Annotated in this window: 12 protein-coding genes; 6 read left to right on the top strand and 6 right to left on the bottom strand. The window is 70.7% G+C overall.

Annotated elements, in window-relative coordinates; all coding sequences use genetic code 11:
- From uvrB to cysS, 3 genes are all read right to left on the bottom strand, one after another.
- The gene (gene uvrB, locus AC6JA9_RS16125; protein WP_497960069.1) at positions 1 to 2,103 is read right to left on the bottom strand and encodes an excinuclease ABC subunit UvrB; all 2,103 of its coding nucleotides are present in this window, start codon (positions 2,101 to 2,103) and stop codon (positions 1 to 3) included.
- A gap of 84 nt (positions 2,104 to 2,187) precedes the next feature.
- The gene (locus AC6JA9_RS16120) at positions 2,188 to 3,885 is read right to left on the bottom strand and encodes a M28 family peptidase (RefSeq protein WP_223783024.1); all 1,698 of its coding nucleotides are present in this window, start codon (positions 3,883 to 3,885) and stop codon (positions 2,188 to 2,190) included.
- Between the two features lie 44 nt (positions 3,886 to 3,929).
- Positions 3,930 to 5,402 carry a cysteine--tRNA ligase gene (gene cysS / locus AC6JA9_RS16115; protein WP_370641912.1) on the bottom strand — a complete coding sequence of 491 codons (1,473 nt, stop codon included), beginning with the start codon at positions 5,400 to 5,402 and terminating at the stop codon, positions 3,930 to 3,932.
- Positions 5,403 to 5,594: 192 nt separating this feature from the next.
- Here cysS and AC6JA9_RS16110 point away from each other — a divergent pair, with 192 nt between their 5' ends.
- Positions 5,595 to 7,430 carry an FHA domain-containing protein gene (locus AC6JA9_RS16110; protein ID WP_223783026.1) on the top strand — a complete coding sequence of 612 codons (1,836 nt, stop codon included), beginning with the start codon at positions 5,595 to 5,597 and terminating at the stop codon, positions 7,428 to 7,430.
- Here the strand turns inward: AC6JA9_RS16110 and AC6JA9_RS16105 are convergent.
- Entirely contained in the window at positions 7,393 to 8,058 is a 666-nt protein-coding gene (locus AC6JA9_RS16105) for a hypothetical protein (RefSeq protein ID WP_497960067.1), read from the bottom strand. The genes AC6JA9_RS16110 and AC6JA9_RS16105 overlap by 38 nt on opposite strands.
- A gap of 72 nt (positions 8,059 to 8,130) precedes the next feature.
- On the bottom strand, positions 8,131 to 8,625 hold the full coding sequence (locus tag AC6JA9_RS16100) for a CarD family transcriptional regulator (RefSeq protein ID WP_013939202.1): 495 nt from the start codon (positions 8,623 to 8,625) through the stop codon (positions 8,131 to 8,133).
- A 191-nt stretch (positions 8,626 to 8,816) separates the two neighbouring features.
- Between AC6JA9_RS16100 and AC6JA9_RS16095 the strand changes: the two genes are divergently transcribed.
- Both AC6JA9_RS16095 and AC6JA9_RS16090 read left to right on the top strand, forming a co-directional pair.
- Complete coding sequence (locus AC6JA9_RS16095; protein ID WP_497960066.1) at positions 8,817 to 11,276, top strand: DNA internalization-related competence protein ComEC/Rec2; 2,460 nt, start codon at positions 8,817 to 8,819, stop codon at positions 11,274 to 11,276.
- A 4-nt stretch (positions 11,277 to 11,280) separates the two neighbouring features.
- Positions 11,281 to 11,535 carry a hypothetical protein gene (locus AC6JA9_RS16090; protein WP_141325209.1) on the top strand — a complete coding sequence of 85 codons (255 nt, stop codon included), beginning with the start codon at positions 11,281 to 11,283 and terminating at the stop codon, positions 11,533 to 11,535.
- A gap of 18 nt (positions 11,536 to 11,553) precedes the next feature.
- Here the strand turns inward: AC6JA9_RS16090 and AC6JA9_RS16085 are convergent, their stop codons facing one another.
- Entirely contained in the window at positions 11,554 to 12,750 is a 1,197-nt protein-coding gene (locus AC6JA9_RS16085) for a carbohydrate-binding family 9-like protein (RefSeq protein WP_223783029.1), read from the bottom strand.
- A 152-nt stretch (positions 12,751 to 12,902) separates the two neighbouring features.
- Here AC6JA9_RS16085 and AC6JA9_RS16080 point away from each other — a divergent pair, with 152 nt between their 5' ends.
- From AC6JA9_RS16080 to AC6JA9_RS16070, 3 genes are all read left to right on the top strand, one after another.
- Complete coding sequence (locus AC6JA9_RS16080) at positions 12,903 to 13,511, top strand: LppP/LprE family lipoprotein (RefSeq protein WP_473566930.1); 609 nt, start codon at positions 12,903 to 12,905, stop codon at positions 13,509 to 13,511.
- 19 nt (positions 13,512 to 13,530) lie between these two features.
- Positions 13,531 to 14,244 (top strand): hypothetical protein, encoded by a 714-nt coding sequence (locus AC6JA9_RS16075; RefSeq protein WP_223783031.1) that lies wholly within the window; start codon positions 13,531 to 13,533, stop codon positions 14,242 to 14,244.
- Between the two features lie 64 nt (positions 14,245 to 14,308).
- The gene (locus AC6JA9_RS16070; RefSeq protein ID WP_497960064.1) at positions 14,309 to 15,064 is read left to right on the top strand and encodes a YqjF family protein; all 756 of its coding nucleotides are present in this window, start codon (positions 14,309 to 14,311) and stop codon (positions 15,062 to 15,064) included.
- Positions 15,065 to 15,168: the final 104 nt, after the last annotated feature.

Below are 15,168 nucleotides of genomic sequence, written 5' to 3'. Positions count from 1 at the left end.
CTAGCGGCGCGGCTTCGCCCGTGACGAACGACCCCGGCCCCGGCCCTTCTTCGGCCCGTCGTCCTCCTTGGCCTTCGCCGGGCCCTTGAGCAGCGAGCGCGACGCGGGCTTGAGGCCCAGGTCCATGTCCTTGAGCAGCTGCACCTTGTCCCGGTACTCGGCGGCCTTCTCGAACTCCATCGACTCGGCGGCCCGGTGCATGTCCTGGGTGAACTCCTCGATGAGGCGCTTGAGCTCCTTCGACTCGAGCACGTCGTCCTCGCCCTCGGCCGCCATGGGCAGCGCGCCCGCGGACTCGGCGTCGTAGAGGTGCTCGGACAGGTCCGTGATGTTGCTCTTGACGGAGCGCGGGGTGATGCCGTGCTCCTTGTTGTACTGGCGTTGGATCTCCCGGCGACGGGAGGTCTCCTCCAGCGCCTTCTTCATCGAGTCGGTGACGGAGTCCGCGTACATGATGACGCGGCCATTCAGGTTGCGCGCCGCGCGGCCGATGGTCTGGATGAGCGACACGTGGCTGCGCAGGAAGCCCTCCTTGTCCGCGTCGAGGATGGCCACCAGCGACACCTCGGGGATGTCCAGGCCCTCGCGCAAGAGGTTGATGCCCACCAGCACGTCGAACTCGCCCTTGCGCAGGTCGCGGATGATGGCCGTGCGCTCAATCGCGTCGATGTCCGAGTGCAGGTAGCGCACGCGCACGCCCACGTCCGCGTAGTACTCGGTGAGGTCCTCCGCCATGCGCTTGGTGAGCGTCGTCACCAGGACGCGCTCGTTGCGGCTGACGCGGACACGCACCTCCTCGAGGAGGTCGTCCACCTGGTTGCCGACGGGCCGCGTCTCCACCTCCGGGTCCGTCAGGCCCGTGGGACGGATGATCTGCTCCACCACGACGCCCTGGGACTTCTGCAGCTCGTACTCGGACGGTGTCGCGGAGACGAAGACGGCCTGGGGCACCAGCTCCTCGAACTCGCCGAACTTCAACGGCCGATTGTCCAGCGCGCTGGGCATGCGGAAGCCGAAGTTGACCAGCGTCTCCTTGCGCGCGCGGTCTCCCCGGTACATGGCGCCAATCTGCGGCACCGTCTGGTGGCTCTCGTCGATGAGCACCAGGAGATTTCGCGGGAAGTAGTCGATGAGGCACGGCGGCGGCTCACCCGGGGCCCGCCCCGAGAAGTGCCGCGAGTAGTTCTCGATGCCGTTGCAGTAGCCGACCTGCTCCATCATCTCCAGGTCGAACATGGTGCGCTGCTCCAGCCGCTGCGCCTCCAGCAGCTTGCCCTCGCGCTTGAAGATGCCGAGCTGCTCGGCCAGCTCGTCGCGGATGGTCTGGATGGCGCGCCTGCGCGAGTCCTCGCCGGCGACGTAGTGGCTGGCGGGGAAGATGACGACCTTGTCCAGCACGCCGAGCGTCACGCCGCGCAGCGGGTCGAACTCGGTGATGCGCTCCACCTCGTCGCCGAAGAAGCTCACGCGGATGGCGCGCTCCTCCTCGTAGGCGGGGAACACCTCCACGGTGTCGCCGCGCGCGCGGAAGGTGCCGCGGTGGAAGTCCATGTCGTTGCGCTCGTACTGGGACTCGACGAGCCGGCGCATGAACGCGTCGCGCTCCATCTCCCCGCCCTGGTCCACCCGCACCGCCAGGTCCACGTAGCTGCGCGCCGTGCCCAGGCCGTAGATGCAGGAGACGCTGGCGACAATCACGACGTCGTCGCGCGTGCGCAGCGAGTGCGTGGCCGAGTGGCGCATGCGCTCGATGTTGTCGTTGATGGACGAGTCCTTCTCGATGAAGGTGTCCGTCGACGGGACGTAGGCCTCGGGCTGGTAGTAGTCGTAGTACGAGACGAAGTACTCGACGGCGTTGTTCGGGAAGAGCGACTTGAACTCGCCGTAGAGCTGGGCGGCCAGCGTCTTGTTGTGCGCGATGACCAGCGTGGGCCGCTGCACGTTGGCGATGATGTTCGCCATGGTGAACGTCTTGCCGGAACCGGTGACGCCCAGGAGCGTCTGGTAGCGGTCGCCCCGCTGCACGCCCTCCGTGAGCTCGCCAATGGCCCTCGGCTGGTCGCCCTCGGGCTGGTGGTCGCTGACGATCTGGAACTCAGGCATATCCGCGAGGTTTAACACCCTCGCGGAGGGAAACACTGCACATTTGTATCCGCCCGTCGACCGGCGGACGGAGCGCCCCCTGCCCTACTTCGAGGCGCCTTCCGACGGGGGCGTCCTGGGCGCCTCCAGCGCCTTCAAGGCCGCCAGGCGGGCCGCCTCGAACTCGTCGCCCTTGTTCCAGCGCGGCAGCTCCGGCACGCGGGCCACGTGGGCCCCCAAGAGGAAGAACAGCCGGGCGTCCTCCACCGCGCCGGACATGTCCCAGTCCGCGCGCAGCTCGTCGGAAGGCTGGTGGTAGTGCTTGGCCTCCCACGCCTCTCGCTGCTGGCGGCCCCAGCCCTCCGGCTTGCCGATGAAGTCCATGCCGCTGCCGAAGTATGCGGCGGGGATGCCCTGGCGCGCGAAGTTGAACTGGTCCGAGCGGTAGAAGAAGCCCCGGTCCGACAGCTGGTCCGCCTTCACCACGCGGCCCTGCGTCTTCGCCAGCGCCGTGATGACCGCGTCCAGGTTGGACTTGCCCAGGCCGATGACGGTGATGTCGCGCGTGCGTCCGTGGATGTTGGCGCCGTCGATGTTGACGTTGGCGGCGATGCGGCCGGCGGGCACGGGCGGATGCTCCGCGAGGTACTGCGAGCCCAACAGCCCCTGCTCCTCCGCGGCCACCGCGGCGAAGAGGATGGAGCGGCGCGGGGCCTTGGGCAGCGAGCGATAGGCACGCGCCACCGACAGCATCGCGGACACGCCCGCCGCGTTGTCGAGCGCGCCGTTGTAGAGGGTGTCCTCGCCCGGCTTGCCGCCCTCCTTCTTGCCCAGGTGGTCGTGGTGCGCGCTGTAGAGCACCACCTCGTTGGACAGCTTCGCGTCGCTGCCGGGGAGCATCGCCAGCACGTTCGCGGTGGGCCGGCGGCGCACCTCGTTGGCGAAGCGCGTGGACACCGTCACGCCCAGCGGCACGGGCTGGAAGTCGCGCGACTGCGCGGCGGCGCGCAGCGTCTCCAGGTCGCGCCCCGCGAGCTGCAGCACCCGGCGGGTGGCGTCCTCCGTCGTCCACGCCTTGACCTGGAGCCGGGGGCCCGTGGTGGCGGGCAGCTCGAACTGCTCACCCGTCCACGAGGACTGGACCACCTGCCACGGGTAGCCGGCGCTCTGCGTGGTGTGCAGGATGATGGCGCCCGCCGCGCCCACCTTCGCCGCCTGCTCGTACTTGTAATCCCAGCGGCCGTACCACAGCCGCGTGCGGCCGCCGAAGATGCGCGGGTCATCCTCCGGGTCGCTGTTGAGGATGAGCAGCGTCTTGCCGCGCACGTCCATCCCCTTGAAGTCGTCCCACTCGTACTCGGGCGCCTGGATGCCGTAGCCCACGAAGACGAGCTCGGAGGCGTCCAGCCGCGCCTCGGGGCTCTGCACGCCCGACACCGCGATGAAGTCCTCGTGGAACTTCAGCTCCGCGCTGCCCAGGGGCGCGCGCACGGAGATCGCCTGGGGATGGCCGGTGACGCCCACCAGGTCGAAGGGCTGGAAGAACGTGCCGTCCGAGCCCGCGGGCTTCAGGCCCAGGGCCTCGAACTGCGAGGCGATGTACGCCTGTCCCAGCGCGTCGCCCCGGGTGCCGGGTCCGCGTCCCTCGAGCAGGTCGTGCGCGAGGAAGCGGATGTGCGCGCGCAGCACGTCCGGGTCGATGGTGCCCGCGGCCGTCTTCTCGGCGGGCGTGACGAGGGGCGCGCGCTGGGCGAGCGCGGGAGCGGAGGCCAGGGCCAGCAGCAGTGACAGCAGGTGCTTCATGGTGCCCCGAGCCCTAACACGAAGGCCCGGGGCACCGCAGCCCTTCAGCCCTGCGCGGCCGCCACCTTCCACGAGGTGCCGGCGGGCGTATCCATGATTTCCACGCCCTTCTCCTTCAGCGTGGTCCGCACCCGGTCCGCGGCGGCGAAGTCCTTGGCCGCCCGAGCGGCCGTCCGCTCACCGAGCAGCCGCTCCACCTCCGCCACGTCGATGCCCCGCTCGCGCACGGCGCGCTCACGCCGGCGCAAGAGCCACGCGCTCGAGTCGTCCTCGAACAGGCCGAGCACGCCGGACACCTTGCGCACGTCCTCGCGCAGCGCGCGCAGCGTGCGCCCGACGAGCGCCTTGTCCTTCACCGGCGGCTTGTCGGTCAGCTCGTTCATCAGGCCGAACAGCCCCGACAGCGCGCCCAGGCCGCCCGCGCTGTTGAAGTCGTCGTCCATGGCGCACTCGAACTCGGCGAGGAAGCGGTGCGGGTCGCCGTGCACCGGCCCGTCGCCGAAGTCCTTGCCGGCGAGCCGCTCGTCCACCTTGCGCAGGGTCTCGTAGAAGTACTCCATGCGCGCCTCCGCGTCGGCCAGGGCCTTGTCGGAGAAGCTGAGCGGGTGGCGGTAGTGCGTGGAGAGGAAGAAGAAGCGCAGGGCCTCCGCGTCCACGCGCTGGAGCGCGTCGCGCAGGCGCACCACGTTGCCCAGCGACTTGGACATCTTCGCGCCTTCCAGGTCCAGGAAGCCGCAGTGCATCCAGTACTTCGCGAACTCCACCCCGTTGGCGGACTCGCTCTGGGCGATTTCGTTCTCGTGGTGGGGGAAGATGAGGTCCAGAGCGCCGCCGTGGATGTCGAACGTCTCACCCAGGTACTTCGCGCTCATCGCCGAGCACTCGATGTGCCAGCCCGGACGCCCCGGGCCCCAGGGGCTGTCCCACGCGGGCTCGCCGGGCTTGGCCGCCTTCCACAGCGCGAAGTCGAGCGGCTCGCGCTTCTGGTCGCCGGGCTGCACGCGCTCGCCCACGCACAGGTCCTCCAGGTGGCGCTTGGACAGCTTCGCGTAGTCCTTGTCCGCGCTGACGGAGAAGTACACGTCGCCCTGGGACGCGTAGGCGAAGCCCTTGTCCACGAGCTTCTGGATGATGCCGATGATTTCCGGCAGGTGGTCGCTCACCTTGGGCGCCACGTCCGGCTCCAGCATGTGCAGCGCCTTGGCGTCCTCGCGGAAGAGCTCGACGTAGCGCGCCGCCAGCGCCACCGGGGCCTCGCCCGTCTCCTGGGCGGCCTTGATGATTTTGTCGTCCACGTCCGTGAAGTTCCGGACATAACGAACCTGGAGCCCCCGGTACCGGAGGTAGCGGACCACCACGTCGAACGACGTGAAGGTGCGAGCATTCCCGATATGGATGTAACTGTAGACCGTGGGCCCACAGACATAGACCCCCACGCAGCCCGGGACAGAGGGCTGCAAGAGCTCCTTCTGCATGGTCATCGTGTTGAAGAGCCGGATGGTGGGGGGAGTCGTCACTTGCGCCATTCCTCCTGGAGGTCCGTCTTTGTGCGTGTGGCCGCCACTCTAGATTCCCGGTCCCTGTACAGGCCAGCATTCACGGGGTCTTGAATCCGGAAGGGCTGGGGGAAACCATCGGACCTGGACAACTTCGGACGCCCAGGGCCTGAGAACCTTCCAGCCGGTCCTCAATCAGCGAGAATGGTGTTCATGGCTCCACCGAATCCCAAGCGCCCGCCCCGCCCTCCCCGCCCGCCGGGTTCGCAGGCGCCGAAGGAGCCCGAGGTGGAGCTGCCCTTCGACGACGACGAGGTGGCGCCCCTGCAGGCCGATGACCCGCGTCCCCAGCGCGTGCCCCAGTACCCGGCGGGCCCGCGCAAGGCGCCCCGTCAGGGCTCGGGCAAGGGCCGCGACAAGGCGGACCGGGAGCTGTCGGCCAGGTTCGACTGGGGCCGCGAGTACTCGAACCCCGGTCACCCGCCGGCCTTCCTGTACGTCGAGCGCGGCCCTGGCATCGGGCAGCTGGTGCCGGTGCAGCAGGGCTCGCTGGTGTTGGGGCGGTCCTCGTCCTCGGACCTGAGGCTGCAGCACCCGTCCATCAGCCGGCGGCACGCGCAGGTCATCCGCACCGGGGACCAGTTCCTCCTGAAGGACCTGGGCAGCCAGAACGGCACCTTCCTCAACCGCGTCCGCGTCACGGGCGAGGTCGAGGTGATGTCGGGCGACGAAATCACCCTGGGCAACGCGCTGCTGCGGCTGCGCGGCCCCGGAGGCACGCCCGCCGCGGGTCTGCCTGCCATCTCCCAGGCCCTGCCTCCGCCCGTGCCTCGCAAGCGAGGGCTGGGGCCGCTGGGCGTGGGGCTCGTCGCCGCGGGCGTGGGCTCCACCGTGGCCGCGCTGGTGACGGTGCTGGCCGTGGGGCTGAGCTCGAGTCGCGCGGTGAATCCCACCGAGGGCGCGACGACGAACGCGGGCGCGACGACGGCGAGCGGCGATACGAACGCCGAGCCGCCCCTGCTCGTGGACCCGGGCAATGCGCGCGCCGTGACGGGACGCGCGGTCGACGAGGGTCCTGGCGGAGAGCACGCTGGCACCGCGAAGGTCGAGCGGACCGCCTCGGACGAAGGCTCGGGCACGAAGCGCCCCTCGTCGCCGGCTGGACTCAGCGCCCGCGACATCGCCGGGAATGGCAACCGGGGCGCACAGCAGGACACCAGCTCGCGGGGTTCGCGGACCGATGAGGTTTCGGACGGACAGGGCGCCGCCGGCTCCGGCAACCCGGTCGCGGCCACCGGCATGAGCGCCCGGGACATCGCCTCGGGAGCGGGCCGCTCGCCGTCGAGCAACCCGGTTGCGGCTCCGACCCCCAGCGCCCGGGACATCGCCTCGGGCGCGAGCCGGGGCGCATCCCCGGGCAGCTCCGTTGCATCCTCGAGCCCGAGCGCCCGGGACATCGCCTCGGGCGCGAGCCGGGGCTCGCCGCCGGCCAGCACCGTTGCATCGCCGAGTCCGAGCGCTCGCGATATCGCCTCGGGCGCAGTCCGGCCGAGCAGTGCCAGCGCGGACGTGGAGGTGGCGGCCTTCCCCGAATCCACCGCCCCCAAGGCCGCGCCGTCGAAGCCCACGGGCCCCGTGACGGAGGCGGACGTCCTGCGCCTCTACGAAGCCAATGACCTGGCTGGCGCGATGGACCTGGCCAAGGGCGCCCGCCTCAACACGCTCCACGCCCAGCTCGTGCGCTTCGAGGCCACCAGCGCCGAGTCCCGCAAGGCGCTCGCGAAGGGCGACACGGCGCGCGCCATCTCCCAGCTCGCGCTGGCGACGCAGATCGACCAGGAGCTCTCCAAGGGCTGGAGCCTGCAGGGGCCGCAGCTGCGCAAGCAGCTCTCCATCCTGTACGTCCGCTCCGGCGTGGACCACATGAAGGCCCACGACTCGAGCGCCGCGCGGGCCGCCTTCCAGCAGGCCCTCAAGTACGACTCGGGCAACCGCAGCGCCATCGAGGGCCTCAGGCGTCTGGAGACCACCGCCGAGTCAGCCCCCTGACCAGCAGCACCGCGTTCAACACCGCGAACGCGAGCAGCGCCAGGGCCACCAGCACCCGCCCCCGGTCCTCACCGGGGCGCTCCCCCTCGATGAGAAGCCACAGCCGGCCCTCGTGGGGCTGAAGCTCTCCCATGCCCTTCAACAACGCGAGCGCGTCCCGGTAGCGAGGCGCGTCCTCCTGCGCCAGGAGCCGCCCCCGGATGGCGAAGGGCCGCGAGTCCGGTGAAGGCGGAGGCCGGCCCTCCACCCAGTCCTCGCCGGGCAACGCGAGCCTGCGCACCACGAACGGAGACTCGCGCAGGCCCACCAGGACGTACGTCGCGCCGCCCTCGCGCTCGTAGGCGCCCCGCGCGGTGGGGATGCCATGCACCTGGGCGTAGCGGTTGGAGACCAGCGCGTCGAACCGGTAGTCCCCCTCCACGCCCAACGTGAGCGGAGCGGCCGGGGAGAAGACATACGCCAGCTCCCGACGCTGCATCGCCAGCAGCGCAAGGCTCACCATGATGCCCAGCACCGCGGCCAGCGGCCTGACGCCCACGCGACGGCGCGCGAGCCTCGCCTCCAGCTCGGCGATGCGAAGGTCCCGCTCGGCCCGCGCCGACGCGGAGGAGGATGACGGCTCAATCATGACGCACAAACACGAAGCCCCGAGCTCCCTGTGAGGGAACCCGGGGCGGGAGTGTCGGGCTGGAGGCCCGGATCAGGCCAGGTTGAAGATCTTCTTCAGGTCCGACTCGATCTCTTCCTCGGAGCAGTCCTTCGCCAGCGACAGCTCCTTGATGAGCAGCGAGCGCGCGGTGTCGAGCATCTTGCGCTCGCCGAACGACAGGTCCTTGTCGCCCTTCAGGAGGTAGAGGTCACGCAGCACCTCGGCGATCTCGAAGACGGAGCCCGTCTTGATCTTCTCCATGTACTCCCGGTACCGACGGTTCCAGGTGGTGGAGTCGACCGAGATGTCCTTCTCCTTGAGGATGGAATAGACCTGCTTCACATCCTCCTCGCTGATGATCTCCCGGAGGCCGACCGACCCGACCTTGTTGATCGGGATCATGATCCGCATCCCGTTCTCCAGGATGCGCAGCACGTAGAACGACTGGCGCTGCCCGGCCACTTCGGTGTGCTCGATACCCATCACCTCACCGACGCCCTGGCCCGGATAAACCGCCTTGTCACCAGTCTTGAAGCTGGTCTGCACTAACTGCCTCCTTGAAAGACTCGCAACCGGCCTTCCATCAACAAGCCGGGCACTACTACCACAAACCACATCAACGGGCAACGATAACGCCTTGACCACCCAGAACGCGTCCGACTACGTTGTCGGTTTTCGTACGCGATGACGCTCGGTGTGCGAGCTGGCGTGACGGACGGTGCAGGTCGGGGTGGTGGGTGGAACGTTACGCTTGGCGCGACCTGGGGACGCGTCCCCTCTTCTTTCCTTCGTTGAGCCTGCTGCTGGGCGCTCTCTGGTCACCCGGAACGGATGGCTCGGCGGAGCTATTTCTGGTCTGCGGGGTTTTGCTGGGACTGGTCGGCCTGGCGCTCGCCCGGCTGCCTGGTGCTCACCTGGCGGTCCTGGGGGCACTCTGGATGGCGGGAGCCGGTCTGTCGCACTGGGAGGCCCGGGTGCGGGTGCCCGCGTCCCTCCAGGGCGGCGGCGAGGCGGTGCTGGAGGGCGAGGCGGAGCGGGTGGACGCCGTGGAGGGCGGCACGCGCGTGCGGCTCGTGGTGGCCCGGGCGGGACCCTCGGAGACGGCGCTCGAGCCGGCCCGGTTCAAGGTGAACCTGACGTTACGTGGAGCGCCCCTGGCGTTGCTGCCGGGCCAGCGGCTCCGAGCGCGGACGCGGCTCTCCCCGGACGCTCCGGCGGCCAACCCGGGTGAGAAGGACTTCTCCTCGGTCCGGCGGCGACAGGGCGTGGCCTTCACCGGGTCCACGAGCGCGGAGCGGGTGCTGGTGTTGTCGCTCGCGTCGACGTGGCGGTGGAGCCTGGAGGACACGCGCGAGCGGCTCGCGGAGCAGACGCACCGGGTGGCGCCGTCGCGGGACTCCGCGGCCCTCTTCCTGACGTTGGCGGCGGGACGCCGGGCGGAGCTGGCTGCAGGGTGGGAGGACGCGTTCTCACGCGCGGGCCTCGCGCACGTGCTCAGCGTGAGCGGGCTGCATGTCGCGGCGCTCGCGTTGATGACGCTCGCGGTGCTGCGGCGGTTGCTGGTGAGAGCGGGCGCGCGGTGGCGGATGGTGGATGCGCGTCGGGTGGCGGCTCCGGCGGCCGTGCCCTTCGTCTGGGCCTACGTGCTGTTCACCGGGAACCAGCCTCCGGCGGTGCGCTCGGCGGTGATGGCCACCGTGGTGCTGTTGGGGCTGGCGTGGTGGAAGCGCGCGGATGGACTCAACGGCCTCAGCGCCGCGGCCCTGGTGCTGGGCTTGTGGGCGCCCTCCAGCGTGGAGGACCTGTCCTTGCGGCTGTCGTTCCTGGCGGTCTTCGGCCTGGTCGTGCTCGTGCCCGCGCTGAGGCTGGCGTTCCCCCTGGCGCCCGCGGACCCTCGCGAGCCTCGCCGATGGGTGCGGTGGTGGCACCAGTCGCGCGAGGCCATGGCGCAGACGCTGTGCGCGAGCGGCGCGGCCACGCTCGCGGGGCTGCCCGTGGTGGCCTCGGCCTTCGGACGGGTGAGCCTGGCGGGGCTCCTGTCCAATGTCGTCGCCCTGCCCCTCTGTGGCCTGCTCACGGGGCTGGCGGCGGGAGGGGCGGCGTTGTTCGTCATCTCGCCCGTGGTGGCCACGCCCGTGCTGTGGGCGGGCGCGTGGGCGTCGGAGGCGCTGCTGTGGGTGACGCGCGTGTTCGCGGCCATGCCCCTGGCCTCGGTGGAGGTGCCGTCGCTGGGCCTCTGGGCCGCGCCGTATGCGCTGGGATTGCTGGTGTGGGCCCTGGGCGCGGGGCGGTGGAGACACGGCCTGTGGCTCACGCCCGCGGCGCTCGTCGCCACCGTGCTCGTGCCCCGGGTGATGCCGCAGCCGGGCCTGCGCGTCACCTTCCTCTCCGTGGGGCAAGGAGACGCCGTGGTGCTCAGCTCGAGGGGACACCATGCGCTGGTGGACGGCGGCGGCGCGCCCAACGGCGCGGACACGGGCACGCGCTTCGTGCTGCCCTACCTGCGCCACCAGGGCATCTCCGCGTTGGATTTGACGGTGCTGTCCCATCCGCACCCGGACCACGCGCTGGGATTGATTTCGACCCTGGGACAGGTGCCCACCGCGCGCCTGTGGCTGCCCGCGGGTGACGAGGGCGGTCCCCTGTCACGGCAGGTGGTGAAGGCGGCGGGCAGCGCACGTGTCGAGGAGGTGGAGGCGGGCCATCCGCCGCTTCGCCTGGGAGACGCGACGGTGGAGGTGCTGGGGCCGCCCGGCCCGGCGGAGCGGGAGCTGCTGGAGGGCGTCAATGACCGCAGCGTGGTGCTGCGCGTGCGCCATGGCGACGTCACGGTGCTCCTGCCCGGCGACATGGAGCACGACGCGGAGGATCTGCTGACGGAAGGCCTGGGCCCGGTGACGGTGATGAAGGCACCCCACCATGGCTCCCGGACGTCCTCCACCCAGGCGCTGCTGGAGCGGGTGCGCCCCCAGCACGTCGTCTTCTGCGTCGGCCGGCGCAACCGCTTCGGCTTCCCCCACCCGGAGGTCGAGGCGCGCTACCGCGCCCTGGGCAGCGAGTGTTGGCGGACGGACATCGACGGCGCCGTCACGGTGGAGAGTGATGGGCGGGAAGTCCGGCTGGTCCCTCACCTGACGCGCGAGCCGGAGCCCTCCGCGCCACGACTTGCCGCGGGGGAGCGTCATTCCCATCGTTGAGTCGATGATTCCCGAGGACATCGACCTGCGGCAGTTGACGGCGGACCTGAAGTCCAAGCTCGGCCCTGGAGAGCCCGTGGGCTACCTGCGCGGCAAGTCGCTCATGCGCGACCTGCTCGTGGACCTGAAGGGGTACTCGCAACAGGAGGCCGAGGAGCTCATCGACACGCTCGAGCTCCAGGGCTTCCTCCGCTTCCTGGGCGACACCTCCGAGCGCTCCGTCGCGGATGCCCAGTGGGACATCACCCCGCACGCCTGAGCGCGGGGGCGCGGCCCCTCACTGGAACGTCAGCCACCCGAAGCGCGGCAGCGCGTGGAAGTCACCGACGAAGAGCGGTGAGAAGGCCTGGCCTTCCACCGTCTTCCGGCCGTGGTGCTCCAGCCGATAGAGATTGAAGCGCCACTTGTCCCCAGGTTGCGGCGGCACCCGGGGCACCTCCGCGAGCTTCGCGAAGGGGATGCGCAGCTCCACGGACCAGCCCTCGTCCTTGTCGGAGGCGTCATCCAGCGTGCCGCGCACCTTCACGGCGGACGTCAGCCCCGAGTCCCACGACAGGTCCATGCCCTGCCGACGCGCGGGGAAGTACGCGTCGAACTGGACGTTGTGCGGTGACACCTGCAGCTCGTTGTACGTGCGCCCGTCCGCGTTGGCGTCGAGGAAGATCTCCACCACCTCCTGCTCGTAGATGGGGTCGTCGCGCTTGCGCAGCGTGCCCCAGACGTCCGGGTCCTCGCAGTCGAAGGCCACGTACAGGTACGCGTCGTCGTAAGCCAGGCGCGCCTCGGTGCGCAGCCGCACCGCGCGCCCGTCGAAGCTGCCCTTCAGCACCACCGGCGTCGCCGTCTTCCAGACCGCGTCATCGAGCACGCCGTCCAGCCTGGGCGCCGTCTCGGCCCGGCGCACGACATACTCGGGGAGCGCCGGCGCGGCGCCGCCGAGCTGGGGCCCGAGCATCCGGTTCGCGCCGTCCTGGGCGGAGGCGTCGTCCACGGCCAGCCGCTCGTCGCCGCGCCAGAAGCCCAGCATGACCCGCGCGGGGGCGTTGGGCATGGGCACGACATGGACATCCTCGATGACCTTGCCCACCGGCCACGTGGCCAACGGCGCGGCGCCGTCCTGGATTTCGTGGTCCGCGTTGACGACCATGCCGCCGCTCGCCACGTCCACCACGTGGACGAAGAAGCCATAGCCCTGGGGCGGCTGCGCGCGCGCCTGGAAGTAGTGCGAGAGCTGGACCTGCTGCCCCGGGGCGGCGTTCGCGGGCGTCACCTTCGAGCCCAGGTACACCACCGAGCCGCCGGCGAACGTCGTGCCCGCGCGGAAGGTCAGGTCCGAGGGCGCGGCGTCCAGGATGCGGGCGCGGGCAGGCTCCGGCAGACGCTGCGTGCGCGGCTTGGGGCCCGCCTGTTCATCGCGGCACGCGGCCACGGAACACGAGAGGGTCAGGAAGAGGACGATGGAGGAAGTGCGCATCGGCGGCGGGCATCCTAGCGGCCTTCCCGCGGCGAGGTAGGCTCCATCGCGCCTGCGTTCGACCCGGGCGGCCCTCCGCTCACCTGCCCGCCCGCGCGGCCCACGTCCCATTCGCGCGCGACAGGGCCATCTTGCTTCCGGAGGTCTCGCCCATGTCGCGACGTCGAGTGCTCATCCCCGCCGTCCTGCTCCTCTGGGCGGCCCCCTCCCTGGCCGCGTCGCCCGCCGCGCCCCAGGCCAGCGGCTCCGCGTGGGTGGACAAGCAGCCCCTGGCGTCATGGAACGTGTCGGGGGCCACGCTGCCCAAGGCGCCTCGTGGCGATGGCCAGTCCCTGCGCACGGGCCCCTGCGCGAAGCTCGCGCGCAAGCCCACCACCGCGTCGGACCGGGCCGTGGTGAAGGCGGGCTGGACGCTGCTGGGCGCGCTGCAGGTCTACGACACGACGGAGGTCATCACCGCCGCGGCCGAGGGGGACGGCCAGTGCCGCGCCATGGGCTACCAGGTGTTCGTCTTCGTCGACGGCCGCTTCGCGGGCACATTGTCTCCGGAGCCCATGTCGGACCGGTTCGACGGAGCGCTCGGGGACGTGCGGCTGGTGGACGCGAAGAGCCTGTCGGGCGCGGTGCGCCGCTACTCGGAGGAGGATCCGCTGTGCTGTCCGTCCCGACAGGCCTCCGTCGACTACGAAATCCGGCCCGGACCCAAGGGGCCCGTGGTGACGGCGACCTCGGCCACCACACAGCCGACGTCCTCGCCGTGACAGGACCTGGAGGCCCCGCATGAGCACGTCCTCCCCGGCTCCCCACGAGTTCCACAAGGAGCTCGCCGACGCCATCCTCCACCTTCGCCCCGCGCGAGAGCGAAGGCGTGAGTACATGGTGGAGCTGCTCGCCACCGTGCTGCTCGCGCTCGCCACCGTCGGCTCCGCGTGGAGCGCGTACCAGGCCACCCGCTGGAGCGGAGAGCAGTCCTACGAATACAGCAAGGCGAACGCGCTGCGCTCCGAGGCCGTCCGCGCCGCCAACGAGATGGCGCTGCTCGTCGAGGTGGACACGAGCACCTTCGGGAACTGGGCCGCCGCGTGGAGCGACGGCGACGAGAAGCGGGCGCGGTTCTTCGAGCAGCGCTTCCGCGAGGAGTTCCGCCCCGCCTTCGAGGCGTGGCGCGCGGAGGGCCTCGAGCAAGGCGTCGCGCCGCCGGACACGCCCTTCACGCGGCCCGAATACTACCCGGCGCCTCGCGAGCGCAGCCGGCTGCTGAACGAAGAGGCGTCAGCGACCTTCGACAAGGCGCGGCAGGCCACCCAGAACGGCGACAACTTCACCTTCTGCGTCGTCCTCTTCGCCTCCGTCCTCTTCTTCGCGGGCGTGGCCACGAAGCTCGACCACCCGTCGCTGAAGATCTCGTTGCTCGCCCTGGGCGTCGTGATGATGGCGGTCGCGAGCGCGTACATGTTCTCGCTCCCACAGAACATCGGCTTCCGACTCCAGTAAGGCGGAGTTCGGGGCCCGCGACAGCGGCCCGGACACGCGGGCCCCGCGCGGATTACGAAGGGACATGAGCCCCTTCCTGACAGCCACGTGGCGCTACCTCGTGATGCTCAACTACGAGGTGGACCCGAAGGTGCTCGCGCCGCTCGTCCCCCGAGGCACGGAGCTGGACACGTGGGGGGGCAAGGCCTTCGCCAGCATGGTGGGCTTCCGCTTCCTCGACACGCGCGTGCGCGGGCTCGCGGTGCCCTTCCATCGCGACTTCGACGAGGTCAACCTCCGCTACTACGTGCGCCACCGTGGACCCGAGGGATGGCGACGGGGCGTGGCCTTCGTGCGGGAGCTCGTCCCCCGGTGGGCCATCGCGACGGTGGCGCGCGTCGTCTACAACGAGCCGTACCTGGCGCTGCCCATGCGGCACCTCGTGGAGATGGACGGCGCCGAGCAGGGCGCACCGGGCCGCCTGGAGTACGGCTGGAAGCACGAGGGCCGCTGGCATCGGCTCGCGGCGCGCACGCGGGGCGCTCCCCTGCCCAGCGCTCCGGGTTCGCAGGAGGAGTTCATCACCGAGCACTACTGGGGCTACACGCCCCAGCGCGACGGAGGCAGCGCGGAGTACCGCGTGGAGCACCCGCGCTGGTCCGTGTGGCGCGCCGAGGACCCCGTCTTCGAGTGCGACGTGGCGAAGCTGTACGGCGAGCGCTTCGTGCCCTTCCTGCGGGGCACGCCCGCCTCCGCGTTCGTCGCGGATGGCTCCGCGGTGGCCGTCCATCCTGGCGCGCGCGTGTCGGAAGTGGACACTTCCCGCGACCCGGCCGCCTGAGCCGTCTCGCGGCGAGGACGGGCCGGGCCAGCGCCCGGGACGCACCCAAGCGCCAAGCACGCGAATCCCCGTGCGCCAGGGCGGTCCACCCGTTGCTCCAGCCC

The sequence above is a fragment of the Myxococcus sp. MH1 genome, assembly GCF_059738865.1.
This window is presented reverse-complemented; position numbering and strand designations above follow the sequence as displayed.